Annotated in this window: 19 protein-coding genes and 1 pseudogene; 7 read left to right on the plus strand and 13 right to left on the minus strand. The window is 69.0% G+C overall.

The features are described 5' to 3' along the window. Positions 1-24: 24 nt before the first annotated feature. Positions 25-501 (minus strand): redox-sensitive transcriptional activator SoxR, encoded by a 477-nt coding sequence (soxR, locus tag ACFQ91_RS14830; RefSeq protein ID WP_376872613.1) that lies wholly within the window; start codon positions 499-501, stop codon positions 25-27. A gap of 46 nt (positions 502-547) precedes the next feature. Between soxR and ACFQ91_RS14835 the strand changes: the two genes are divergently transcribed. Next, positions 548-1996, plus strand: coding sequence for an MFS transporter (locus tag ACFQ91_RS14835; RefSeq protein ID WP_211978403.1), 1449 nt, complete (start codon positions 548-550; stop codon positions 1994-1996). 179 nt (positions 1997-2175) lie between these two features. Here the strand turns inward: ACFQ91_RS14835 and ACFQ91_RS14840 are convergent, their stop codons facing one another. From ACFQ91_RS14840 to ACFQ91_RS14850, 3 genes are all read right to left on the minus strand, one after another. Further along, the gene (locus ACFQ91_RS14840; protein WP_344250151.1) at positions 2176-4740 is read right to left on the minus strand and encodes an FAD-dependent oxidoreductase; all 2565 of its coding nucleotides are present in this window, start codon (positions 4738-4740) and stop codon (positions 2176-2178) included. A gap of 118 nt (positions 4741-4858) precedes the next feature. Further along, complete coding sequence (locus tag ACFQ91_RS14845) at positions 4859-6256, minus strand: iron-sulfur cluster-binding domain-containing protein (RefSeq protein ID WP_344250149.1); 1398 nt, start codon at positions 6254-6256, stop codon at positions 4859-4861. Beyond that, positions 6253-7503, minus strand: coding sequence for an SRPBCC family protein (locus ACFQ91_RS14850; RefSeq protein ID WP_376872626.1), 1251 nt, complete (start codon positions 7501-7503; stop codon positions 6253-6255). The genes ACFQ91_RS14845 and ACFQ91_RS14850 overlap by 4 nt, the downstream gene beginning before the upstream one ends. 214 nt (positions 7504-7717) lie before the next feature. On the opposite strand from ACFQ91_RS14850, the gene ACFQ91_RS14855 reads away from it, so the two are divergent. Further along, positions 7718-8650: a LysR family transcriptional regulator gene (locus ACFQ91_RS14855; protein ID WP_198500224.1), complete on the plus strand. Its 933-nt coding sequence runs from the start codon at positions 7718-7720 to the stop codon at positions 8648-8650. A gap of 547 nt (positions 8651-9197) precedes the next feature. Beyond that, positions 9198-10412 carry a formaldehyde dehydrogenase, glutathione-independent gene (fdhA, locus tag ACFQ91_RS14860; protein ID WP_137826460.1) on the plus strand — a complete coding sequence of 405 codons (1215 nt, stop codon included), beginning with the start codon at positions 9198-9200 and terminating at the stop codon, positions 10410-10412. 282 nt (positions 10413-10694) lie between these two features. On the opposite strand, the gene ACFQ91_RS14865 is transcribed toward fdhA, so the two are convergent. The 7 genes from ACFQ91_RS14865 to ACFQ91_RS14895 all read right to left on the minus strand — a co-directional run bounded on the left by ACFQ91_RS14865 (position 10695) and on the right by ACFQ91_RS14895 (position 16296). Beyond that, on the minus strand, positions 10695-11741 hold the full coding sequence (locus ACFQ91_RS14865) for an LLM class flavin-dependent oxidoreductase (protein ID WP_198500223.1): 1047 nt from the start codon (positions 11739-11741) through the stop codon (positions 10695-10697). 175 nt (positions 11742-11916) lie between these two features. Beyond that, a complete protein-coding gene (locus tag ACFQ91_RS14870) occupies positions 11917-12114 on the minus strand; it encodes a tautomerase family protein (RefSeq protein ID WP_198500222.1) in 198 nt (65 codons plus the stop codon). Positions 12115-12118: 4 nt separating this feature from the next. Continuing rightward, positions 12119-13600, minus strand: coding sequence for an aldehyde dehydrogenase (locus ACFQ91_RS14875; protein ID WP_198500221.1), 1482 nt, complete (start codon positions 13598-13600; stop codon positions 12119-12121). Beyond that, positions 13597-14391 carry an alpha/beta fold hydrolase gene (locus ACFQ91_RS14880; protein ID WP_232623799.1) on the minus strand — a complete coding sequence of 265 codons (795 nt, stop codon included), beginning with the start codon at positions 14389-14391 and terminating at the stop codon, positions 13597-13599. The genes ACFQ91_RS14875 and ACFQ91_RS14880 overlap by 4 nt, the downstream gene beginning before the upstream one ends. Positions 14392-14399: 8 nt before the next feature. Next, entirely contained in the window at positions 14400-14951 is a 552-nt protein-coding gene (locus tag ACFQ91_RS14885) for an amino acid synthesis family protein (protein ID WP_198500220.1), read from the minus strand. Further along, positions 14948-15601 (minus strand): amino acid synthesis family protein, encoded by a 654-nt coding sequence (locus ACFQ91_RS14890; protein ID WP_198500219.1) that lies wholly within the window; start codon positions 15599-15601, stop codon positions 14948-14950. Before ACFQ91_RS14890 ends, ACFQ91_RS14885 begins: the two co-directional genes overlap by 4 nt. Further along, positions 15598-16296: a GntR family transcriptional regulator gene (locus tag ACFQ91_RS14895; protein WP_198500218.1), complete on the minus strand. Its 699-nt coding sequence runs from the start codon at positions 16294-16296 to the stop codon at positions 15598-15600. Before ACFQ91_RS14895 ends, ACFQ91_RS14890 begins: the two co-directional genes overlap by 4 nt. Positions 16297-16412: 116 nt before the next feature. Here ACFQ91_RS14895 and ACFQ91_RS14900 point away from each other — a divergent pair, with 116 nt between their 5' ends. Both ACFQ91_RS14900 and ACFQ91_RS14905 read left to right on the plus strand, forming a co-directional pair. Continuing rightward, positions 16413-17387, plus strand: coding sequence for a flavin reductase (locus ACFQ91_RS14900; RefSeq protein WP_232623798.1), 975 nt, complete (start codon positions 16413-16415; stop codon positions 17385-17387). A gap of 168 nt (positions 17388-17555) precedes the next feature. Next, the gene (locus ACFQ91_RS14905) at positions 17556-19235 is read left to right on the plus strand and encodes a BCCT family transporter (protein ID WP_249120952.1); all 1680 of its coding nucleotides are present in this window, start codon (positions 17556-17558) and stop codon (positions 19233-19235) included. A 121-nt stretch (positions 19236-19356) separates the two neighbouring features. On the opposite strand, the pseudogene ACFQ91_RS14910 reads toward ACFQ91_RS14905, so the two are convergent. Further along, positions 19357-20555: pseudogene (locus ACFQ91_RS14910) on the minus strand (M20 family metallopeptidase). Positions 20556-20670: 115 nt separating this feature from the next. Between ACFQ91_RS14910 and ACFQ91_RS14915 the strand changes: the two are divergent. Further along, complete coding sequence (locus ACFQ91_RS14915) at positions 20671-21237, plus strand: dihydrofolate reductase family protein (RefSeq protein WP_211978413.1); 567 nt, start codon at positions 20671-20673, stop codon at positions 21235-21237. A 63-nt stretch (positions 21238-21300) separates the two neighbouring features. On the opposite strand, the gene ACFQ91_RS14920 is transcribed toward ACFQ91_RS14915, so the two are convergent. Continuing rightward, complete coding sequence (locus tag ACFQ91_RS14920) at positions 21301-21669, minus strand: VOC family protein (protein WP_211978414.1); 369 nt, start codon at positions 21667-21669, stop codon at positions 21301-21303. A gap of 114 nt (positions 21670-21783) precedes the next feature. Between ACFQ91_RS14920 and ACFQ91_RS14925 the strand changes: the two genes are divergently transcribed. Continuing rightward, positions 21784-22533, plus strand: coding sequence for a SurA N-terminal domain-containing protein (locus ACFQ91_RS14925; protein ID WP_211978415.1), 750 nt, complete (start codon positions 21784-21786; stop codon positions 22531-22533). Positions 22534-22979: the final 446 nt, after the last annotated feature.

Raw genomic sequence — 22979 nt, forward strand, 5'->3', positions numbered from 1 at the left:
TCAGTCGCGTGAGCCGTCTCCCGTTCACTCCGCCGGGATCTCCGGCAGCAGCCGGGGGCCCGAGCCGCTCGTCCCGAGTTCGTCATCGGGGTTGAGCACGCGACAGCTCTTCAGCGACACGCATCCGCACCCGATGCACTCGACGAGTTCGCTCTCCATCCGCTCGATCTCCCTGCGCCTGGCCTCGAGCCTGCCGCGCCAGCGCTCGCTGATCCGTCGCCAGTCCGCCTTGCCGGGCATCCGGTCCGACGGCAGGTCGGAGAACACCTCGGCGACCTCGACGAGAGGGATGCCCATCCGCTTGGCCACTTGGATCACCGAGACCCTGCGGATGACGTGCCTCGCATAGCGCCGCTGACCGCCGGACGTCCGCGTCGCGGAGATGAGCCCCTGACGCTCGTAGAAGTGGAGTGCCGAGACGGCAACGCCCGCGCGCCTCGCGACCTCACCGACCGAGAGCAGATCGGTGGGCGAGGGCTTCACGTCGTGAGAATTCTTCACATCCATCATTGACCTCAACTTTGGTTGAGGTTTTAGCGTAGCCGATATGAGAGACGACGACAGGCCCTCAACCGCCTCCGACCCGACGATGACTCCCGATCCGGCGACTAGCGTGCCGAGCGAGACCGGCAGCTGGCGCGAACTCTTCGGCCCTGACCATCTCACCGCCTCCCTCGTACTCGCCGGCGGTGTCGCCGTCTACGCGATGAACACCTTCGTCACCGCCGCCCTCCTGCCCTCCGCGATCGCCGACATCGGCGGCGAACGCTACTTCGCCTGGGTGACGACGGCCTTCCTCGTCGCGTCCGTGCTCACCTCGATGCTCGTCGCCCGCACACTGGGAGCCTGGGGTGCCGCCCGCGCGTACCTCTTCGCGTTCATGCTCTTCTCCGTCGGTTCGCTCGGCGCGGCCCTCGCACCGACGATGGAGCTGCTCGTCGGGGCCCGCATCATCCAGGGCGCCGGCGGCGGTCTGCTCGCCGGTCTCGGCTACGCGGTCATCCGTGACGCCCTCCCCCGCAGGCTGTGGACCCGCGCGACCGGGCTCGTCTCGGCGATGTGGGGCTTCGGCACCCTCGTCGGCCCGGCCGTCGGCGGACTGTTCGCCCAGTTCGACTTCTGGCGAGGAGCGTTCTGGCTGCTGACGATCATGTCGCTCGTCCTCGGAGTCATGGCCCTGCGCAGCCTGCCCGGCCGCTCCGCAGATCACCCCGACTTCGGACCGCTGCCGTACGCCTCCCTCACCGTGCTCGTCCTCGCGGCCTCGGCTTTCAGCGCGGCGGCGGTCGTCCCCGTCGGCCTGCCGACCTCTGTCGCCCTCGTCCTCGGCGTCGGCCTCGTCGTCGGCTTCGTCCTCATCGACCGCCGCTCGCCGTCGTCGGTGCTCCCCCACCTCGCCTACCGCCGCGGGAACCCGCTCAAGTGGATCTATCTCGTCCTCGGCATCCTCTCCTCCGCGGCGATGATCGAGATCTTCCTGCCGAAGTTCGGCCAAGAGCTCATCGGGATGTCCCCGTTCGTCGCCGCCGTCTTCGGCGTGGCCATCTCCGTGGGCTGGAGCTTCGTCCAGATCGTCAGCGCGAGCGTCGACAGCCCCCGCCTCGCCCGCCGTTTCATGGTGCTCGGGCCGATCCTCGTGACCGCCGGTCTCACCGTCTTCGCGGTCACGCAGCACGTCACCGGCACCTGGATCGCGTGGGTCTGGGCGGCGGGTCTCGTCGTCGCCGGAGCCGGCATCGGCCTCGCCTTCCCCCACCTCAACGTCGCCGCGATGAGCAGCAGCGACGACCCCGTCGAGGGCTCGAAGGCGGCCGCGGGCCTCGGCACCGCGGAGCTCATCGCCAACGCGATCGCTTCGGCCCTCGTCGGCGTGCTGGTCGCTGTCGGCGGTCCCGGTGCGGGCGGGTCGACGACGATGGGCGCCGGTCTTGCCGCCCTCGGTGCCGTCGGCGCCGTCATCGCCGTGCTCACCTTCCGCACCCGCTCGTCGAGGTGACGGCCCGTCCCGCTCCACCACCTCGGCGCCGTCGTTCAGCACTTCGCGCGCAGAACACCGCCGCGCGGAGCCCCCGCACCCTGGTTCCACACTTCGCGTGAAAAACGGCCCTCCGAGGACGCGATTTTCACGCGAAGTGTGGAACGAGCGCTCACAGGCGGAGCGCGCCGGTTCGCGCACTACCCGCGCAGGCGCGTCATCTCCGGGTCGTAGAGGGGTTCGGCGGTGACGGTGGCCGGCACCCGGCGCCCGAAGTACTCGATCTCGACGGGATCACCGACGGACAGGGTGTTCGGCAGCCACGCGTAGGCGATCGCCTTCCCGATCGTGTACCCGTACGCCGCCGAGGTGACGTACCCGTCGGCCGCACTTGAGCCCGAGGCCGCACCCGACCCCGACGCAGCACCGCCACCCGCCGCACCACCGTCGCCGTCCGACCGCCCGACGTAGACGGGTTCCTTGCCGAGCACGATGTCGCTCGGCTCGTCGAGGGTGAGGCAGGTGAGCTTCTTCTCCGCCGCCGCGGCACGGGCCGCGAGCGCCGACTTCCCGACGAAGTCATCGGTCTTCGACGCTTTGACGGCGAAGCCGAGACCGGCCTGCTCGGGTTCGTGCTCGCTCGTCATGTCCGTGCCGAAGGAGCGGAAGCCCTTCTCCAGCCGCAGCGAGTTGAACGCCTCCCGACCGGCGGCGATGATCCCGAACTCCTGTCCGGCCTCCCACAGCACATCCCAGAGCCGGTGCCCGAGATCCGCCGAGGTGTAGAGCTCCCAGCCGAGCTCCCCGACATACGACAGCCGCATCGCCGTGACCGGGATCCCCGCGATCGTGATGGGCTTCGTCCGGAAGTACTTGAGCCCCTCATCGGAGAGGTCGTCGTCGCTGACCGCGGCGATGACGTCGCGGGCGAGCGGTCCCCACAGGCCGATGCAGCACGTGCCCGGCGTCGTCTCCCGCACCGTCACCCACTGGCTCGGGTCCTCCTCGGTCTGCCGCCGCGCGGCCCGGGAGATGTAGGCGAGATCGATGTTGCTGTTGGCCCCCACCTGGTAGGTCTCCTCGTCGAGGATCGCCACCGTGATGTCCGAGGTGATGCCGCCGGCCTCGTCGAGGAGCAGCGTGTAGCTCACCGCCCCGGGCTTGCGCAGCATCGACGAGGTCGTCAGCCCGTGGAGCAGCCGGCCGGCTCCGGGACCCTTGACCTCGAAGCGCTTGAGCTGGGTCATGTCGAACATCGCGACGTTCGTCCGCGTCTTCCACGCCTCGACGGCGGCGATCGGCGAATGGAACTGGTCGGCCCACGCCTCGCGCTCCGGGGCCCGCCACTCCTCGGGCAGTTCGTCGAGCAGCGCGGCGTTCGCCTCGTACCAGTGCGGGCGCTCCCACGCCGCGGCCTCGAGGAACACCGCCCCGAGCTTCTTCTGCTGCTCGTTGAACGGGCTGAGCCGCACGTCGCGCGGTGAGACCCGGGGCTGGAGCGGGTGGAGGACGTCGTAGATCTCGCGGAAGTTCTGCTGCGAGGTCTCGCTGACGTACTCCGGTGTCGTCTGGACGTCCTCGAAGCGGTTGAGGTCGAGTCCGCTGAGGTCCGTCGACGAGTACCCGCGGGCGATGAGCTCGGCGACGGCCTTCGCGACGCCGCACCCGTGGGTGACCCACACCGCCTCGGCGACGAAGAATCCGTTGACGTTCCGGGACTCCCCGACCAGCGACCCGCCGTCGGGGGTGAAGGAGAAGATGCCGTTGAACCCGCGCTGGATGTCGGTCTGCGCCAGCTCCGGGAGGATCTGCCGGCTGAGCTCCCACTCGCGCTCGAAGTCCTCGGGGGTGAAGGTCAGGGACGACGGCATCCGCTCGGACGTGATCTCGTCCGGGTCGTACGCCGGCAGCTCGTCGAGGTCGACGGGCATCGGACGGTGCGCGTACGAGCCGATGCCGATCCGCTCGCCCCACTCCCGGTAGTAGAGGTCCTCGTCCTGGTAGCGCAGGATCGGTGCCTGCGCACCGTTGGGCAGCTCGTTCTTCCCGACGAGGCTCGGGACCTCAGTCGACCATGCGAACTGGTGGGCCAGCGGCAGCAGCGGGATGGGAGTGTCGGCCATCGCCCCGATCTTCGGTCCCCAGAAGCCTGCACACGAGACGACGATGTCGGCGGGGATCCGCTCGTCGCCGGCGATGACCGCCGCGACCTTGCCCCCGGCATGCTCGATGTCGGTGACGACCGTGCGGTCGCGGAACTCGACCCCGGCGGCCTGGGCGCGCTCGATGACGAGCTGTGTGCCCCGCGCCGCCAGCGCCAGTCCGTCGCCGGGGGTGAAGAGACCGCCCAATACCATGTCCCGGTTGAGCATCGGGAAGAGCCGCAGCGCCTCGTCGGCGTCGACCACCTCGGCGTCGACGCCCCACGCGCGGTTCCAGCCGGCCCGGCGGTCGAGATCGGCGAGCCGTTCGGGGGTCGTCGCGATCTCCAGGCCGCCGACGGGCAGGAATGATCCCCGTCCGTCGGGCCCGGTCAGCGACGTCAGCTTCGCGATCGTGTACTGCGCGAACTCCGTCATCGACTTCGACGGATTCGACGAGAACACGAGTCCCGGGGCGTGCGAGGTCGATCCGCCGGGGATGGACAGCGGCCCCTGTTCGATGACGAGCGTGTTCGTCCAGCCCAACTGCGCGAGCTCATCGGCGAGGTTCGCCCCGACGATGCCCGCTCCGATGATGACGACCCGCGGTGAGGAATTCGACACTGGGTTCTCCTTGCTGTGGTGACGCTGCGATGGACAGGTGTGGTGATGTGTTCGCCGAGGTGGTCGCCCCGTCCCGTCCCCGCGCCGAGGCGGGTGCCGGGACCGTGGACACGGTGGCCTAGGCGTCGATGACGAGATCGGTCGTCGCCGTCGAGCAGCAGGGAAGGAACTTCCCCGCGTCGATCTCGCGGGCGCGGATGCCGCCCTGGTGGTTCATGTCGACCTCCCCGTCGAGCTTGACGACCTTGCACGAACCGCACATGCCCTCCTGGCAGTTCGCTCCGATCCGCACCCCGGCCCGCCGTGCGGCCTGAAGGATATTGGCCTCCGGGGCGATGCGGACGTTCACCCCGGTGCGGAGGAAGGCCATGGTGAGTTCGCCTTCTCCCACGGTAGCGAAGCTCGCAGGGTCCGCGGGTCTCGTTTCGCCATCATCTGCACCGTCGGGGGTGGTCTCGACGTCAGCGGGCACGGCCTCAAGCGGGACGCCGCCGGCCTCGACTGCGCCCTCGGTGTCGCACTCGGGTTCGTAGAGGTCGAACGCCGCCGGCTGCTGCTCCCAGTACTCCTCGGTCGACGAGGCGATCTCCCCGGCGATCTCTCCGGCCAGCGCCACCTCCTCGGCGTATTCGAGGCGGGTCGCCCGGTCACCGGAGAAGAACTCCATGAAGATCGAGGTGTCGTCGACGCCGACCCGGCTCAGGCACTCCGTGGCCGTGTTGAGGTAGCCCTCCGGTCCGCACGCGAAGACCTGGCGGCCGTTGGCGTCGGGGACGACCTCGTCGAGGAGCTCGGCCGAGAGCCGACCGGTCCGTCCCGTCCACGCCTCCGCCGCCGCCGACTGCGCCCGATCGCCGAGACAGTAGACGACCTGGATCCGGAAGTCGGCCTTCTCGAGGAAGTCGAGCTCATCGGTGAAGGCGAAGCGGTCGGGCTCCGACCCGTGGTAGAGGAGGATGACGTCGGCCTGCCCGGGCAGCGAGTGGATCGTGCGGATCATCGACATCAGCGGCGTGATGCCGGCCCCGGCCGCGAGCAGCAGGTAGCGGGCCCGCCGGTCCCAGTCGGCGAGGTGGAAGGCGCCGACGGGACCGAGCATCTCGAGCACCGTGCCCGGCCTGATCGACTCGTGCGCCCACGGTGAGACGAGTCCGTTGTCGTCGCGTTTGATCGTTACGGAGAACGTCCACGGTTCGGTGGGCGCCGAGGACAGGGAGTAGCTGCGGGACTCCGGCTCCGCCTCGGCGCCGTAGATGGGGAAGTCGATGTTGACGTACTGTCCCGACCGGAACGCCAGCGGTGCGCCGTCGGTGCGGCGGAAGACGAACGTCATCATGTCCCCGGCCTCGGGGATCGTCTCGACGCATTCGGCGGTGAACTCCTGCGGATGCCACGGTCCGAGCGCGGTGGCGGCACCGGCCGGGCCCGCGGTCGAGCCGAGGACCCGGTTCCACGGCATCTCGAGGCCGCGGATCCGCTGCGCGAGCGGGATGGTCGGGTCGGCGAGCGACCTCATTCCACGTGCTCCCGCATCCGGCCGACGTACCAGTTGATGAAGGCTTCGACCTGGTACTCGCTCTTCATATAGGGGCCCTGTTCGTACATCGGGCTGGCCGCGCCCTGCTGGCAGAGCTCGACGAACGCCTTGTCCTGGAGGTTCGTCTGCTTCCACGTGTGGGTGAGCGTCTCGAGGTCGTAGTCGACGCCCTCGACCGCGTCATCGGCGACGAGCCACGTCGTGCGCACGAGCGTCTGGTGGGCGTTGATGGGGAACGCGGCGAAGGTGATGACATGGTCGCCGAGGAGGTGGAACCAGCTGTTGGGCTGCAGGTGCATCGAGCACCGTCCGAGCCGGAAGTCCGGCAGATCGCCGAGGAGCTTCTTGACGAGCCGACGCCCGTCGGCGGAGAACGACTCGCCCTCCCCGTCGAGGGACTCCCGGGAGATCCGGATTCCGGCGACCCGGGTGTCGAGCTCCTCGATGACCTCGTACGGCAGGCCGTAGCGCCGGCAGCGGTACTCGAGCGAGGCCTGGGCCTGCTGGTTGCGCTCCCACACCTCGTTCAGGTGCGGGGGCACGGTCTCGTCGCTCAGCCCCCACGTCGGGAAGAGCGAGCAGGCGAGCTCGGGGTGGCCGTCGCAGTGGTAGCACTCGCGGTTGTTCTCCATGACGAGCTTCCAGTTGCCCTCCTCGACGATGTTCTGCTGGTAGGCGACCTTCGTCTTCGCGAGCTCGTGCGGACCGACGTAGGGCGCGAAGAGGTCGGCCACCTCGGCGAAGTCCTCCGGCGGCTCCTCGGCCAGGCAGAGGAAGACGAGGCCGGCGACGACCTTCGCGTGGGCGCGCTTGAGCGCGTAGCAGGCCTTGTCGAAGGACATCTCACCCGGCGCCGAGGCGTGGATGAGCTCGCCGTCGGGCGAGTACGTCCACGAGTGGTAGCCGCACACGAGGTTGCCCGTCGTGCCCGAGGATTCAGTGAGCACGCGGGCGCCGCGGTGGCGGCAGACGTTGTGGAGGGCGTTGACGCCGCCGTCGTCGGTGCGCAGGACGATGAGCGAGTACGGCCCGAGGTCGACGGTGATGTAGTCACCGGGCTCGGGGATCTCGGCGACGCTGCACGCGAAGACCCAGTGCCGGCCGAAGATGCCCTGCATGTCGAGGTTGAAGAGGTGGTCGTCGGTGTAGAACGGGGCTTCGAGTGAGAAGCCCTGGCGCCTGGTGTCGAGGAGGAGGCGGATCTCGTCGAGCCTCTCCTCGCTGATCCCCGCGGGGAATCCCTTCTTCGTCGGTGCCAGGTTGGTAGCGGTCAATTCCGATCTCCCTTGATGAGCTCATGAAGGCGAGCGGCCCCTCGGGCGTGGCCGACCCATCGCCCAGGCCCGCCGCCTCGCTGATGTCACGATAGACCGGGCGAACACTGCGGGAAAAGCGCGAGATTCTGGAGATCAACGTGCGGAATCGGTGCATAATGTCAGCATGCTTGATCCGCGTCTCATCACGCTGCGGACGTTCGCCGAAGCGGGCACGATCGCGGCCACCGCAGAGCTCACCGGATACTCCCCTTCGGCGGTGTCCGCGCAGCTGCGCGACCTCCAGAATGCGCTGGGAATGACGCTTCTCACCAAGGACGGGCGCGGCCTGCGCCTGACGGCGACGGGCCGTTATCTCGTCCGCCGGTCCGACCGGCTGATCTCCGTGTGGGAGGAGATCCGCGCCTCCTCGTTCACCGCCGGCGACCAGGCGCCTTCCCATTTCGGGATCGGCGGGTTCTCGACCGCCTCGGCGAATCTCCTCGCCCCGCTCGCCGCCAACCTGCGCACCACCCATCCGGAGGTCAGGGTCCACGTCATCGAGGCGAGTCCGAGCCGCTGCTTCGACCTCCTCGTCGCCGAGCGCATCGACCTCGCCGTCGTCGTCTCCCCGCGCGGGGACACCCGGGCGGAGAACGACGCGCGGTTCGAGAAGGTCGACCTCCTCGACGATCCGCTCGATGTCATGGTGCCCTCCGACCACCCGGTCGCCGGACTCGACGCGGTCGATCTGTCGGATCTCGCCGGCGAGGACTGGATCACCGCGGTGCCCGGCTCGCCCTACCATGCGCTCTTCATCGCCGCGTTCACCGCGGCCGGGCTGACGCCGACGATCGCACACGAGTCCGTCGAATGGGAGACCTCGGCCGCGCTCGTCGGCGCCGGCATCGGGGTCAGCCTCGTCCCCCGGCTCGCGAACCTCTCCGGCGAGGACAACGTCAGACGCGTGCGGCTGACCGGCACGGCCCGGCTCTCGCGGAGGATCATCGCCGCCGTGCGCACCGGCAGCCGCGGCTCACCGCTCATCCGCGAATCCCTCCGCCACCTGCGCGCAACGTCCCAGCGGATCCTCGCCACCCGCCTCGGCGAGTCCGACTGAGCGGGCGGGAGTGCGGGGAGGCTGCGTGGGACGGTTGGCTGCGCGGAGGCCGGTCCAGCCCGCAACGATTGCGCGGGGTGTGGGCAGTTGCGTGCGGAGCGAGTCCGCCTGCGACGATTGAGTGCGGCGCCGCTCTCCGCCCGCGATACCGACGCGGTGAACCGACAATTACGCCGCCATCCTTCGCCCACTCACGCACCGACGCACTCAACCGACAAATACGCCGTTAGCGCAGGGCGTATCTGTCGGTCGAGGGCGTCAAAGGAATACCTGGCCGATGACGCACCGGCCGACCCCACGCGCCGAGGCGGCCGACCGTCGCCGCGACCGCCAAGTCAGGTTGCCGGGCAGGGTGCGCCGCGCCGCGCGTCGCGGCGACTCGGCGAGGTCCTGGGAGGAGTCGCACAGTCCGAACTGGGGTATTGACACGGACGGAGACGCCCGGCAAGACTGACAGCACGTCTGATACAAGACTGATATTTCAGGAGGCCGATCGGTTCTCCCGCCGATCACGTCCTCACCATCAGCTCCGAACGGAGGCTCAAGGATGAGCAACAGGGCAATCAGCTACGCAGGTCCCGGCAAGGTCGAGGTCATCGACACCGAGTACCCGGAATTCGTCCTCAAGGACGGCCCCGGCGTCAATCCCGCCAACGTCGGCCGGAAGGTCGACCACGGCGTCATCCTCAAGACCGTCGCCACGAACATCTGCGGCTCCGACCAGCACATGGTCCGGGGCCGCACGACTGCTCCCGAAGGCCTCGTCCTCGGGCACGAGATCACCGGTGAGGTCGTCGAGGTCGGCCGGGACGTCGAGTTCGTCAAGGTCGGCGACCTCGTCTCGGTGCCGTTCAACATCTCGTGCGGCCGCTGTCGCAACTGCAAGGAGGGCAAGACGGGCATCTGCCTCAACGTCAACCCCGATCGTCCCGGTTCGGCCTACGGCTACGTCGACATGGGCGGCTGGGTCGGCGGACAGGCCGAATACGTCCTCGTCCCCTACGCGGACTGGAACGTCCTGAAGTTCCCGGACAAAGAGCAGGCGATGGAGAAGATCCTCGACCTCACGATGCTCTCGGACATCTTCCCCACCGGATTCCACGGCGCCGTCGGGGCGGGAGTGCAGGTCGGCTCGACCGTCTACGTCGCAGGCGCCGGTCCCGTCGGTCTCGCGGCGGCCACCTCGGCGCTGCTCCTCGGTGCCGCCGTCGTCATCGTCGGCGACCTCAACGAGGACCGTCTGGCGCAGGCGCGGAGCTTCGGCTGCGAGACGGTCGACGTCTCGAAGGGCGACCCGAAGGACCAGATCGAGCAGATCCTCGGCACCCCTGAGGTCGACTGCGGCATCGACGCCGTCGGCTTCGAGGCCCGCGGACACGGCAAGGACGCGGGGCACGAAGCACCCGCGACCGTGCTCAACTCGCTCATGGACATCACGCGGGCCGGCGGCAGCCTCGGCATCCCCGGGCTCTACGTCACCGGTGATCCGGGTGCCGTCGACGAGGCGGCCAAGGAGGGCTCGCTGTCGATGCGCTTCGGCCTCGGGTTCGCGAAGTCGCACGTCTTCGTCACCGGCCAGTGCCCGGTGATGAAGTACAACCGGGGCCTCATGCAGGCGATCCTCCACGACAAGGTCTCGATCGCGAAGAACGTCAACGCCACGGCGATCTCGCTCGAGGACGCCCCACAGGGCTACGCCGACTTCGACTCGGGCGTCGCGAAGAAGTTCGTCCTCGACCCCCACGGCCTCATCAGCGCGTGACGGGCTGAGGCCGCAGTCGCGGGTGGGCTGCGGCCCTTGGTCAGAAGGGCTGCGGGTCGGCAGGGCTGCTGGGCTTCGCACGACCGAGCACGTCCCCGAGGTGGATCCCGCTCGATTCCGGAGCAGAAATCGAGCGGGATCCACCTCCGGGGCACGCCGCACCTGAGCTCACTCCGCGCGCGGGCTCACGCCGAGCACAGACGTACCCGAGCGCCCGGGAGCCGGGGCACGTCGCAGCGACACGCATCAACCTGCACCGCGCACCCGCCCCGACAGCCCCGATCACCTGAAGTTCGGCACGACCTCGTCGATGAAGAGCTGCAGCGACGCCTTCTTCTCCTCGTGGCTGAGCGCATTGTCCGACCAGAAGCTGTACTCGTCGTAGCCGAGGTCCGCGTAGTGCCTGATCCGCTCGGTCACCTCGGCGGGGGTGCCGATCATCGCCGACCGGTGGAGGGACTCGAGTTCGAACTCGGGACGGTCGGCGAAGCGCTCCTCGGGGGTCGGGTCGAGGAAGCCGTCGACGGGGTCCTTCTTCCCGAACGCCCACGCGGAGAACGTCCGGTAGTACTTGTTGATGCCGGCAGCCCCGACCTTCCAGCCCTCCGGGTCCTCGGGCGAGTGGAGGTAGGTGTGGCGCAGCACCATGATCTCCGGGCGCTTCTCGACTTCGGGGTGGGCGGCGAGCGCCGTCTCGAACTTGTTCATGAGGTCCTCGACCTCGCGGTCGTCCTTCATCAGCGGTGTGACCTGGACGTTGCAGCCGTTGGCGACGGCGAAGTCGTGGGTCTCGGGGCTGCGGGCGGCGAGCCAGATCGGCGGCGTCGGCTGCTGCACCGGCTTGGGCACCGCCGTCGAGACGGGGAACTGCCAGTGCTCGCCGTCGTGGGCGTAGTCGCCCTGGAGAAGGGCGCGCATCGCGGGCACGAGTTCGCGCAGGTACTCACCGCCGTCGGCCGCGGGCATGCCGCCGGCCATCCGATCGAACTCGAACTGGTAGGCGCCGCGGGCGATGCCGACCTCGGCGCGCCCACCGCTGATGACGTCGAGGAGCGCGACCTCGCCGGCGGCGCGCAGCGGGTGCCAGAACGGGGCGATGATCGTGCCCGATCCCAGCCGGATCGTCGAGGTCTGCGCGGCGAGCGCGGCGAGCTGCGGCATCGGGCTCGGTGAGGAGACGTACTCCATCGAGTGGTGTTCGCCGATCCACACCGTGCCGAAGCCTCCGGCCTCGGCGATCTTGACGAGTTCGACGAGGTTGGCCCAGTGCTGTTCGGGGCTGATCGAGTCGTCCCAGCGTTCCATGTGAAGGAAGAGCGAGAAGCGCATCGTTGGTCCTTTCCATCCGCCGGCGGCGCCTGGCGGATCTCTGCTCGTGAGGTGAGCGTGGTGCTGTCGTTGTGGTCGGTTCGCCGAGGTGGTGGAGGGTTCAGCGGGGTGGTGTGGTCGTGGTGATGAGATCACCGAGGCGGCCGCCGGAAACCCGCCTAGCGCGGGCAGCGGGTCAGGCGGAGGCTTCGCGTTCGGCGATCGTCGTGTTCGACCGCGACCAGAGCTCCTTGTCGACTTCGCGCACGATCACCGTGATGTTCTCGTCCGCAGCACCTGTGGTGCGGGCGGCGACGTCGTGGACGCCGGCGATGAGGGCGCGCAGCTGCTCGGGCGTGCGGCCCCGGCCGATCGAGATGTCGATGAGCGGCATGTCCTCACCTCCCCAGCACGAAGGGATCGGCGACCGGGCCTTCGTCCGTGTTGATCCAGATGCTCTTGAGCCGCGTGTACTCGTGCATCGACTCGATGCCGTGCTCGATGCCCACCCCGGAGTTCTTGAACCCCTGCCGCGGCGACATCGGCGACATCGCGCGGTACATGTTGATCCAGATCGTGCCGGCCTCGAGCTGCTGGGACATCCGCATGCTGCGGGCGAGGTTCTGGGTCCACACCCCGGCGGCGAGCCCGTAGTCGGTGTCGTTGGCGAGTGCGAGGACCTCCTCCTCGGTGTCGAAGGGCATGACCGCGGCGACGGGTCCGAAGATCTCCTCCTGCACGACGCGCATGTCGTTCGTCGTGTCCGTGAGCACGGTGGGCTGGAAGAAGTAGCCGGGGAGGTCGACGTCGGGCCGGTCCCCGCCGTAGGCGATCCGTCCGCCCTCGGAGACGCCGAGGTCGACGTACTCCTTGACCTTGCCGAGCTGCGCTTCGAAGGCGAGCGGCCCGAGCTCGGTCTCCGGGGCCATCGGGTCGCCGATGACGATGGACGCGGCCCGGGCGGTGACCTTCTCGAGCAGCTCATCGTAGATCCCGCGCTGCGCGAACACCCGGGACCCGGCGATGCACGTCTGCCCGGCGGCTGCGAAGATGCCGGCGATGACGCCCATCGCGGCGTTCGAGACGTCGGCGTCGTCGAAGACGATGTTCGGGCTCTTCCCGCCCAGTTCGAGGGTCGAGCCGATGAACCGTCCCGCCGTCGCCGAGGCGATGGCCGACCCCGTGCGCGTCGATCCGGTGAAGGAGATCTTCGCGAGCTTCGGGTTGTCGACGAGCGCCTGCCCCGCCTCGGCGCCGAGGCCGGTGACGACGTTGACGACGCCGGCGGGGAATCCGGCTTCATCGGCGAGTTCGGCCAGGCGCAGGATCGTGCGCGAGGTGTACTCGCTCGGTTTGATCACCGCGGTGTTCCCGGCCGCCAGCGCCGGTGCGAGCTTCGACAGCGTCAGCGTCATCGGCGAGTTCCACGGGGTGATGAGCCCGACGACGCCGAGCGCCTCCCGCTGCGTGAAGTTGATGACCTCGGGCGAGTTCGTCGGGATCTGCGACCCCTGCACCTTGTCGGCGAGTCCGCCGAAGTAGTAGAGGTACTCGGGCAGCCCGGCGAGCTGGCCGACCATCTCCCGCAGGAGCTTGCCGTTGTCCTGGCTCTCGAGCCGCGCGAGCTCGTCCGCGTTCTCCGTGATGAGGTCGCCGAACCGCCGCAGCAGGTGCCCCCGCTGCGTCGGTGTCGTCCGACGCCAGATCCGTGAGGAGAAGGCCTGCGAGGCGGCATCGACGGCCCGGTCGACGTCGGCCGCCGTGCCGCGGGCGAATTCGTAGAGGGTCTCGAGCGTCGCCGGGTTCGTGCTCGTGAGATAGCCGCCATCGGCCGGGGCGCTGTGCTCCCCGCCGATGAAGTGGTCGAGTCGCAGCGTCATCGCTGACTCCTTTCGCTGTGGTCATGGGAAACGGCACTGCGATCCGGGGGAACAGCACTGCCGTCGATGAGCGCGCTCACCCGGCGGGCGAGCGTCTCGGGATGGGTGACGGGAAGCATGTGGCGGGCAGCGGGAACGATGACCACCTCGGTGCCGGTGATGAGCGCGCCGAGGCGACGGCTCATGTCCGGGGTCGACCCGGGATCCCGTTCCCCGGTGATCGCGAGGGTCGGGGCGGTGATCGCCGGCAGCCGCGGGGCGATCGCCCGGTCGCCGGTGGCGAAGACCGCATAGGCGTGCCGGTAGGAGTCGGGGTCGTTGGCGAGGAGGACCGCCCGCGTCTCCGCCCGCCAGCCCGCGGTCTCCGGGCTCTCCCCGGCGGGGAACCAGCGGTCGAGCGCACGCTCCATGCTGCCTGCGAAGTCCTCGTACGCGGTGTCGAGGCGGGCCCGGACCGCCGCGGCCTCCTCGGCGGTGCGCGCGGCCACGGAGCTCACGCACGTCAGGGTGCGCACGCGCCCGGGCAGCGTCGCCGCCAGCTGCTGCGCGATGAGCGAGCCGAGGGAGAACCCGACGAGGTGGACGGGTCCGGCGGGCATGCGCGCGGCGATGTCGGCGGCCATGTCCTCCAGGGTCGTCGGCGCGGTGAGCGGCGGCTGCTCCCCGTGCCCGGGCAGGTCGAGGGCGACCGTCGGGCGGTCGAGGCGGTCCTCGACGCGCGCCCACACGGTCCGGTCGAGACCGACCCCGTGGAGGAGCACGACGGGGGTGCCCGCATCCTCAGCGATCATCGCGCCGACTACTTGTCCGCCGAGAGCGGGGCGAGCCGCTCCTGCGGCCGTCCGCCCGTGGCACCGGCGAGCGCGACGAGGATCTCGTCGGCGTGCGGGGCATCCGAGACGCGCCATTCGAAGGTCTGGTGGTGCGAGCGGATCGTCGCATCCGTGAAGTGCTTGAGCGGGATGTCGAAGATCGCTCCCGCGTCCGCGCGCTTCTCGACGGCGGGCAGCAGGGTGCTCGCCGAGGCGGCCGTGCGGAAGTGGTCACCGAACTTCAGCGTGTGGATGAGGGCGGAGCCGTGCTCGATCTCTCCGCCGAGTCCGACGATCGCCGCCTTCCCGTACGCTTCGAGCTGCCCGCCGAGGGCCTCCATGACGCGGGGGGCGAGCAGGGCGCCGAGGTCGCTGGCCGTGGCGTCGATGCCGGGCCCGAGGTCGTCGACGAAGCCCTGCCCCGCCCACGGATTCTCGATGACCGCGGCGACGGCGGCGACGCGGGTGATCGGGTTGACGTCGCGTCCGCCCTCGGTGAGCACGTCTTCGACGATGGTGGTGATCTTGCGAACCTTCATGAGATGAGTCCTTTCAGGATGTCGGTGGTCACGGCGCCGTCGGTGCGACGGTCGCCGATGCGGGCGAAGGGCCGGGGCCCGTTCGAGGCCGCGGCGATCACGCAGATCTCGTCGGCGTGAGGGGCGTCGGGGAGGGCGACCTCGATCGACTGGTAGTGGTCGCGCGAGGTCGCGTGGGTCTTGTGCCACAGGGGCACGCGGATCGTCGTCCCGGCCGGTCCGCGGCCGTCGGCGAAGCAGAGCACCGAGGTGCCGGCGAGGAGTTCGCGCATGATGTTGCCGAAGTACGGGGTGTGGATGAGGGCGCCGGCGTGTTCGAGCTCCCCGCCCGTGCCGACGACCGCGCCCTTCCCGAAGGCCTCGACCGCCTCGGCGGATCCGATGGCCGCCAGCAGACGGTCGGTGAGCACCTTCGCGAGCACGGGTGCGAGCTCCTGCGTCGCGGCGGCGAGGTCGGCCGCAGGTCCCTCCCCGATCCACGGGTTGGGGACGACGGCGACGGCGGCCGCCTGGACGAGCGGGCGATCGAGGTCGGCGCCGGCCTCGGAGAGGATCTCCTCGCGGTGGACGGTGAGAGAGCGCACGCCGAGGCGGCGGGCGAGGTCGTCGAACGACGCGGGCAGATTCTCGGTCGGGGCTGCCGTGCTCACTGCGCCTCCTCGGTGCCGGCTCCGGCGGTCTGCCGATCCTGTTCGGTCAGGGAGAGCAGGGCCGCACGGGAGGAAGCGCTGACGTGTTCGCGCATCGCGATCTCCGCGCCGATGGAGTCCTTGTTCTCGATCGCGTCGATGACGGCATGGTGTTCGCCGACCGATTCGCTCAGCCGGCCCGGCCTCTGCACGGCCTTGAGGACGATGCGGTGGTAGGCGAGCTGGTGCATGAGGCGCTCGTACGTCTCTGTGAGCTTGCGGTTGTCGGCCCCGCGGACGAGCGCCCAGTGGAATTCGTGGACGAGCCGGGCGTAGGTCTCGGCGTCCTCGGCCAGCGCCGCGGCGTCGGAGGCGTCGGAGTTGTCCTTGAGCATCGCGAGCTCGGGGATCGCCCCGCGCTTGGCGAAGAGGTTCGCGGCGAGGCCCTCGAGGGACTCCTTGAGCTGGAAGAGCTCGACGATCTCCCGGCGCTTGGGCTGGCGGAGGAAGGTTCCGACCCGGGGCCGGATCTCGACGAGACCCTCGCGCTCGAGCTGCTTGAAGGCCTCGCGGACCGGGGTGCGGCTGACGCCGAAGGACTCGGCGAGCGTCGATTCGGGGATCATGTCACCCGGTTCGTACCCGTCGCTGAGGATGAGCGTGCGGACCCGGTCGAGGAACGATTCGGTCTGTGCGTCGCTGGAGGTCTGTTGCATACAAGAAATCTACTTGCATACATGCGAGCATGTCAACAGCATGATTGAAACCTTGATTTCACTGAGTTTCCCGAATCTGTTGACGGATGCATGTCGGCCATTCTATGGTCTCTGGTATGCAAGAAACACAGAATGCCGCCCCCAGTGGTGTGAAGAAGACCATCAGCGACGCGTGGCACGCCGTCTGGGACACCGATGACCTCGACGCCTTCGACGCCCTCGTCACCGACGACTACGTCCGCGTCTCGACGAATTCCGGACAGGAGAAGGACGCCGCAGCGATCAAAGAGGAGATCGCGGAGATCCGCGCCGCGTTCCCCGATCTCACGACGACGATCGACCACATCCTCATCGAAGGCGATGAGGGTGCGATCTACTGGCACTCCGTCGGCACGTTCACCGAGCCGATGGGCGACATCCCGCCGACCGGGCAGGAGGTGACGACCCACGGCTCGAACCTCATCACCCTCGACGGCGATCGGATCGCACGGGAGACGGTGACGTGGGATGCCCACGAGCTGCTGGCCGACCTCGGGCTGAAGTCGCTGTCCTCGGCGTTCGAGGTCGCCCCGGACGACGTCGTCACCGCCGATCTCACGGGCAATCCGACGAAGGATTCGCTCAAGGCCTTCAACCGGCAGTTCATCACCGGCGTCACCGTGGTCACGACGACCGATGACGAGGGCAGGCCCCGCGGTCTCGCCGTCAACTCGTACAACTCCGTCTCCCTCGACCCGCCGCTCGTCCTCGTCTGCGTGCAGAAGACCTCGTCGACGTATCCGGCGCTGTTCCGCTCGACGCACATGGGAATCAACATCATGAGCCGCAATCAGCGGGACACGATCGGCGTCTTCGCCTCGAAGGCCCCCGACAAGTTCGCCACCCTCGACTGGCATCCCGCCGCCGGCGGCTCGCCGCTCATCGACGGCTCGTCGGCTTCGATCGAGGTCGAGATCAAGGAGCGCTTCCAGGCGCTCACCCACACCGTCTTCATCGGCCGGGTCAAGAGCGCCGAGACCTCGGAGGACTCCCCGATGATCTACAAGGCGGGCAAGTTCTTCGACAGCGAGGACCTGAAGTCCCTCGACTGAGAGTCATGCCACCGGCCGTCCCCACCGGCCGAGCCCTCCATGCCGCATCCGGAGTCCCCGCCGGCACCCCCTCACCCACTCCCCTGAGCACCGCAGCTCCACCAGCACCACCCGCAGACTGATCACCGAAGTCCCGAAGAACTGACTCACAAGGAAGTGGAGTTCGCCATGGAACACGTCCCCGGCCCCGCCGATGACCCCTCATCAGGCCCCCCGCACCGCCACGCCCAGCTGCCCGGCGGCGGCATGGAATACGATGCCGGGATCTCCCCGGCGATGGCCGAGGCCAACGCCCTGCGCCACCGGCCGGGGTCGGTGTTCTGGATCTCGATCGCCGGCGTCGCCGCCTTCACCCTGTGGGGCGTGATCTCACCCGAGGGCATGTCGACGACGATGACGACGGCGATGAACGCGGTCGCGGCGAACGTCGGCTGGTCCTACCTCGTCGTCACCCTCGGCTGCATCGGCCTCCTCGTCTACCTCGGCTTCGGCCGCTTCGGTCGGGTCCGCCTCGGCGCCGAGGACGACCGCCCCGAGTTCAGCACATGGGCGTGGCTGGCGATGATCCTCTCGGCGGTCATGGGCATCGGGCTCATCAGCTACGGCGTCGCCGAACCGATCTCGCACTTCACGACTCCCCCGCACGACCTCGCCGAGGCGGGCACCACCCAGGCGGCGGTCGTCGCCCTCCAGTACTCGTACTTCGACTGGGGTCCGCACGCGTGGGCGGTGTTCGGAGTCTTCGGGCTCGCAATCGCCTACTCGACGCACAAGCGCGGGAACACCGGGCTCATCTCCCCGATGCTCAAGCCGCTCTTCGGCAGCGCGATGGACCGGTGGCCGGGCAAGGTCGTCGACATCATGGCCGTCATCGCCACGCTCTTCGGGACGACGACGTCGCTCGGCCTCGGCGCCTCCCAGATCTCCGAGGGCCTCAACCGGGTCTTCGGGATCCCCAACGAGCTCTTCGTCCAGATCATCATCATCCTCGGCATCACCGTCGTCTTCACCCTGTCGGCGCTGTCCGGGGTCAACAAGGGGATCAAGTTCCTCAGCCAGACGACGGCGGTGCTCTCGATCTTCCTCGGCCTCTTCGTCCTCATCGTCGGCCCGACCGGGTTCATCGGCAACCTCTTCTTCCGCTCGACCGGCCAGTACCTCGGCGAGTTCTTCACGACGAGCCTCCTCACGCCGCTGGCCTCCGGGGATGTCGAGTGGTACCAGTTCTGGACGTACTTCATGATGGCGTGGTGGCTGAGCTGGGGCGCCTTCGTCGGGGTGTTCCTCGCGAAGATCTCGAAGGGCCGCACGGTCCGCGAGTTCGTCCTCGGCGTCATGGGAGTGCCGAGCCTCGTCTTCTTCGCGTGGTTCACCGTCTTCGGCGGCACCGCGATCAAGCTCGACATGGACGGCAGCGGGGAGATCGGCCAGGCCGCGGCGGCCAACGTCAACTCCGCGTTCTTCGAGACCCTCGGGCAGCTGCCGTGGACCGGGCTGACCTCGGTCATCGCGATCATCCTCGTCGTCCTCTACTTCGTCTCCGGGGCGGACGCGAACACCTTCGTGCTCAGCATGCTCACCTCGCGCGGCACGCTCGAACCGAGCCGCTGGGTGCTCACCGTCTGGGGCGCGCTCACGGGCACGACGGCGATGGTCCTCTTCTTCGCCGGCGGTCTTGCCGCCCTCCAGCAGGCGGCGATGCTCTCGGCCCTGCCCTTCGCCGTCATCGTCGCGCTGCTCGGCATCTGCATCGTCAAGACCCTGCACGAGGACCACACGTTCGACGCCTACCGCACCGTGCGGCGCCGGGATCTCGAGCCGCCGCTGGCCGTCGCCGACGAGACCTGAGCTCCCCAGCTCCCCCGCTCCCCAGCCACCGAGACCGCCACTTAGCATCGAGACCGCCGGTTGTAACCGTCCGTCTCGCTGCTGAGTGGCGGTCTCGGCGCGCAGGTGCCCGCCGCGGCGCTCAGTCGCCCGCCTCGTCGCGCAGCCGCGTGCAGGCGAGGTGGGCGAGTGCGGCGGCCTGATCGCCGAGCAGTCCGTCGTCGAACTGCACCCTCGGCGAATGGTTCGTCTCGGCGTCGGGGTCGATCCCGTCCGGGGTCGCGCCGAGGAAGACGAAGGCACCGGGTACCCGCTCGAGCACGTAGGAGAAGTCCTCGGATCCCATCCGCGGGTGGTCGAGGACCGTGACGCTCTCCTCCCCGAACAGCTCCCGCAGGCGTCCGAGGACGACGCCGGTCTCGCCCGGGTCGTTGACGGTGACGGGGAACCCGACTGCGAAGTCCACCGAGGCGGTGCACCGGTGCGCTCGGGCGATGCCCTCGGCCACCTCGGTGATGCGCTCCTCGAGCAGGGCGAGCGATGCGGCGGAGAGGAAGCGGATCGAGGCGCCCAGCGACGCGGTGTCGGGGATGACGTTGTTCGCCGCCGAGCCCTGCAGCTGGGTGACGGAGACGACGACGGGGTCGAAGATGTCGAAGGACCGCGTCGTCATGGTGTTCAGCGCCAGCGTGATCTCGGCGATCGCGGGCACGGGGTCCCGCGTCGACTGCGGCTGCGAACTGTGACCGCCAGCCCCATGGACGGTGACGTGGAGATCGGCGAACCCGGCCATGAGCGATCCCGGCCGCGTCGCGAACCGGCCCCGTTCGGCCGCCTCAACGTGGATGCCGTACGCCGCGACCACCGGAACCCCAGCCGCCTCGAGCACGCCTTCGGCGATCATCGGCTCTGCCCCGCCCTCGACCTCCTCGGCGGGTTGGAACATGAAGATCACCGAGCCCGCCAGTTCGTCGCGGTGCGCGGCGAGCAGCTTCGCCGCCCCGACGAGCCCGGCCGTGTGCATGTCGTGCCCGCAAGCGTGCATGTTCCCGTTCGTCGACGCGAAGTCGAGCCCCGTCTCCTCGACCACCGGGAGCGCGTCCATGTCCCCGCGCAGCAGCACCGCAGGTCCGGGCGCCGGCCGCGGAGGACGGCGACCACCGAGGTGAGCGACTCCCCCGTCGTGATCTCGAGTCCCAGCCCCGCAAGCGCCCGGAGCACCTCGGCCTGCGTGAAGGGCAGCTGCGTGCCGAGCTCGGGGTGGGCGTGGAGCGTGCGACGCAGGGTGACGAGATCGGGAAGGAGGGCGGTCGCCTCGGCGCGGAAGTCGGGGGTCGTCATGGACCCGATCCTAGTCGGGCCGAACGACACCGTCGCCCGGGTCTTTACGCCCGCTCACCGGGTGCGTAGCGTGATGGGCACACGCCCCGCCGGGCCACTGACGAAGGAGTCCACCGTGCGCATCATCATCACGCAGAACGTCACCCTCGACGGACGGGTCGAGATGCTCGACGACTGGTTCGACCCGCAGGCCCAGGACGACGAGCTCGTCGCCGAGCTGATGGCGCAGTCCGCGCGTGAGCAGATCCTCCTGCTCGGCCGGCAGACGTTCGAGGACTTCCGCGGCTACTGGCCGCAGCAGACCGACGACACGACCGGCATCGCCGCCCACCTCGACAAGGTCCGCAAGGTCGTCGTCTCCTCGACGCTCACCGAACCTGGGTGGACGAACTCAGAGGTCATCACCGAACCGCTCCTCGAGGTGGCGGCCCTGCGCAGCGAACCGGGCCTCGACGTCATCATCACCGGCAGCATCACGCTCGCCCACGAGCTCATCACCGCCGGCCTCGTCGACGAGTACCGGATGTTCGTCCACCCCGTGTGGCAGGGGCGCGGACGCGGCTTCTTCCCCGACGGCCACCCGCAGCCGCAGCTCTCCCTGCTCGACTCCCGGCCCTTCCACCGCAGCGGAGTCGTCTACTCCGCCTACGCCCCGACCGGAGAGGTCCCGACGAGCCTGTGATCCGGCCTCGTTCGTCGCTCCGTCCGTTCCGTGCCCAGGCGGACACGTCCCGCGCCGAGGCGGTCAGGCCGTCCCGAACATCACCTTCCGGCCGTCCGGGTCCGCAACGGTGACGACGACGTCGTCGACCGCGACCGGGATGATCCCGGCCGCGTCGAGGCGGTCGAGGAACGCCGTGCGGTCCGCGATGCGGAAGTAGAGGTGGGTGAGGTTGGAGGCCGGGTGCGGCGGCGAGGTGTAGTCGGCGAACGCCTCGGCGTCGTGGAGGGCGATCTGGATCCCGTCGACGTCGATGCGCTGGTAGCTGTACTCCTCATCACCGGCCGCGGTGAGAGCGAGTCCCGCGATGTCCCGGTAGAACGCCGCCGTGGTCTCCACATCCGCGCAGGTGAGGAACACTCCGCGGAACTGGGTTTCCGTGGGTTCGGTCATGCCTGCAGTCTAGCCGCGCACTCACCGCGCGCCCAGGCTGTGACCGCGTGCGCACAGGCCGCAGTGATCCCGGCCTGTTAGCGTGGTGGGCTGAATCGATTCGCAGGAGTGATTGTGGTCAAGTCCAAGTGGTGGGTGGGACTCGCCGTATCCGTCTCCGTCGTCGCGCTCGCCGGCTGCGGGACCAGCGGTGACGACCCGTCGGCCGCCCCGACGAGCCCGGCCGCCGAGCAGAGCGACGCCGGGGCGCCGAACACCGACGACATCCCCGACGTCGTCGCCGAGGTCAACGGCGAGCAGATCACGAAGGACGAGTTCGTCCCCCTCTACGAAACCCAGTACGGGCAGATGATGATGGCCGCCCAGCAGGGCGGACAGCCCGTCGACGAGGCCGCACTCAAGCAGCAGACCGCCGACAACCTCGTGAGCACCGAACTGCTGAAGCAGGAAGCCGACAGGCGCGGCATCGAGGTCACCGACGACGATGTCGCCACCGCCCTCGACGAGACCGCCCAGGCCTCGCAGATGAGCACCGAGAAGTTCCTCTCGGCGATGAACGACCAGGGCATGGACGAAGCGCGGGTGAATGAGGAGATGAAGACCCAGCTGAAGATCGAGGGCCTCATCGCCGACGAGTTCGGAGAGTTCGAGGTCACCGACGAGGAGGTCGGGGCGGCCTACCAGCAGGCGAAGGACCAGCAGGAGCAGATGGCCGCGCAGACCGGTCAGGAGGCGCAGGTGCCCTCGATCGACGAGATGCGCCCGCAGCTCGAGGAGCAGGTCAGGAGCGACAAGGCCAACGAGGCGACCCAGCAGTACGCCGGGGAGCTGCAGGATCAGGGCGACGTGACGATCAACCTCTGAGCCCGACCGGGACACCCCGCCCTGTCGCCCGCACGGAAACGTCTCTTGTCACCGTCGACTGAGGCGCTGCGGAATCCGCGCGCACAAGGCCACCTGAGGACAACCTCGGCGGGGATCCCCGACATCCCGCGGATCCCCGCCATCATGGAGGTTTCAACTACCTGCCCGTAGGTCACGGATTCCAACGATTCTGGGGAATGTCTTTCAGGATCTCGCAAAATCAGTGAGAGGCCTCTAGTCTGTATGGGACGAACGCGGTTCTCGGGAACCGCTGGCAGCAATCCGCGTCCCCGGTCGCCGACGTCGGCGACCGGGGACGCGGCGCAGACGAAAAGGGTCCTCATGGCTTCCGGGTTATAGGCCAAAAAGTGTGTCCGTGCCGGGTGTGTCACCGACGTCGTCCGCCCCATCCTGACTGGATACCGATCCCGTCTTCCCACGAGAAC

Source organism: Brevibacterium sp. NPDC056726 (assembly GCF_042790515.1).
GTDB lineage: Bacteria > Actinomycetota > Actinomycetes > Actinomycetales > Brevibacteriaceae > Brevibacterium > Brevibacterium sanguinis.

Coding starts and splice junctions, on each gene's coding strand:
- ACFQ91_RS14835 (WP_211978403.1), top strand. CDS start 548: ATGAGAGACGACGACAGGCCCTCAACCGCCTCCGACCCGACGATGACT.
- ACFQ91_RS14845 (WP_344250149.1), bottom strand. CDS start 6,256: ATGAGGTCGCTCGCCGACCCGACCATCCCGCTCGCGCAGCGGATCCGC.
- ACFQ91_RS14855 (WP_198500224.1), top strand. CDS start 7,718: ATGCTTGATCCGCGTCTCATCACGCTGCGGACGTTCGCCGAAGCGGGC.
- fdhA (WP_137826460.1), top strand. CDS start 9,198: ATGAGCAACAGGGCAATCAGCTACGCAGGTCCCGGCAAGGTCGAGGTC.
- ACFQ91_RS14865 (WP_198500223.1), bottom strand. CDS start 11,741: ATGCGCTTCTCGCTCTTCCTTCACATGGAACGCTGGGACGACTCGATC.
- ACFQ91_RS14870 (WP_198500222.1), bottom strand. CDS start 12,114: ATGCCGCTCATCGACATCTCGATCGGCCGGGGCCGCACGCCCGAGCAG.
- ACFQ91_RS14875 (WP_198500221.1), bottom strand. CDS start 13,600: ATGACGCTGCGACTCGACCACTTCATCGGCGGGGAGCACAGCGCCCCG.
- ACFQ91_RS14880 (WP_232623799.1), bottom strand. CDS start 14,391: ATGATCGCTGAGGATGCGGGCACCCCCGTCGTGCTCCTCCACGGGGTC.
- ACFQ91_RS14885 (WP_198500220.1), bottom strand. CDS start 14,951: ATGAAGGTTCGCAAGATCACCACCATCGTCGAAGACGTGCTCACCGAG.
- ACFQ91_RS14895 (WP_198500218.1), bottom strand. CDS start 16,296: ATGCAACAGACCTCCAGCGACGCACAGACCGAATCGTTCCTCGACCGG.
- ACFQ91_RS14900 (WP_232623798.1), top strand. CDS start 16,413: ATGCAAGAAACACAGAATGCCGCCCCCAGTGGTGTGAAGAAGACCATC.
- ACFQ91_RS14905 (WP_249120952.1), top strand. CDS start 17,556: ATGGAACACGTCCCCGGCCCCGCCGATGACCCCTCATCAGGCCCCCCG.
- ACFQ91_RS14920 (WP_211978414.1), bottom strand. CDS start 21,669: ATGACCGAACCCACGGAAACCCAGTTCCGCGGAGTGTTCCTCACCTGC.